At 65.6% G+C, this 604-nt stretch carries 1 pseudogene; it reads right to left on the bottom strand.

The features are described 5' to 3' along the window. Positions 1–604: pseudogene (locus NS283_RS18090) on the bottom strand (extracellular solute-binding protein); the annotation flags it as partial.

The raw sequence follows: 604 nt of genomic DNA, 5'->3' as shown, positions 1-604 counted from the left end.
AACCGGAGGGGGCGTTTACTGATGCGGTGGAGCTCGGGAGTGACGTGGTGAAGGTCTTCACGGCCTCGAGGTGATTCGGGGGGCTCGGTGAGTACCAGACGCCGCCACCGACGTTGCCGGTCACCTTGTCGCCGTCCGACCACGTGAGCGGAGCACCGGCGCCGATGGTGCCGGCGGTGTAGTTCAGGCTCTTCTCGTTGTCGAACAGCGCGCCCGCGTACCAGGCCGGGCCGGGGATGCCGACGAGCTTGTCCTTGTACTTCGACACGAAGTCGGCGCCGAAGACGCTGTCGGTCACGAGCGTGCCGTTGGCCAGCATGTGGTCGATCAGATCGGTCGCCTTCTTCGAGTTCGGGTCGGAGAAGTTCGAGGTGAAGGTGTTGCCGTCGACCTGGAAGATCGGGGCCTCGGCACCCCAGTAGTACACGTAGGGGGCCTGGAACGAGTCGCCGACCGAGCCGAGGATGTAGCCGGGGTGCTCGGCGGCGATCTTGTCGCTGAGCGCCTCGTAGTCCTCCCACGTCGTGGGGACGGAGTATCCGAACTGGTCGAGCAGCGGCTTGTTGTACCAGAACAGCACCGGCGCGAGGTCGTTGCGGAGGCC

It is taken from the genome of Microbacterium testaceum (assembly GCF_001476285.1).
GTDB lineage: Bacteria > Actinomycetota > Actinomycetes > Actinomycetales > Microbacteriaceae > Microbacterium > Microbacterium testaceum_B.
The sequence above is the reverse complement of the archived record's forward strand: the minus strand, read 5'-3'. Positions and strand labels throughout refer to the sequence as shown.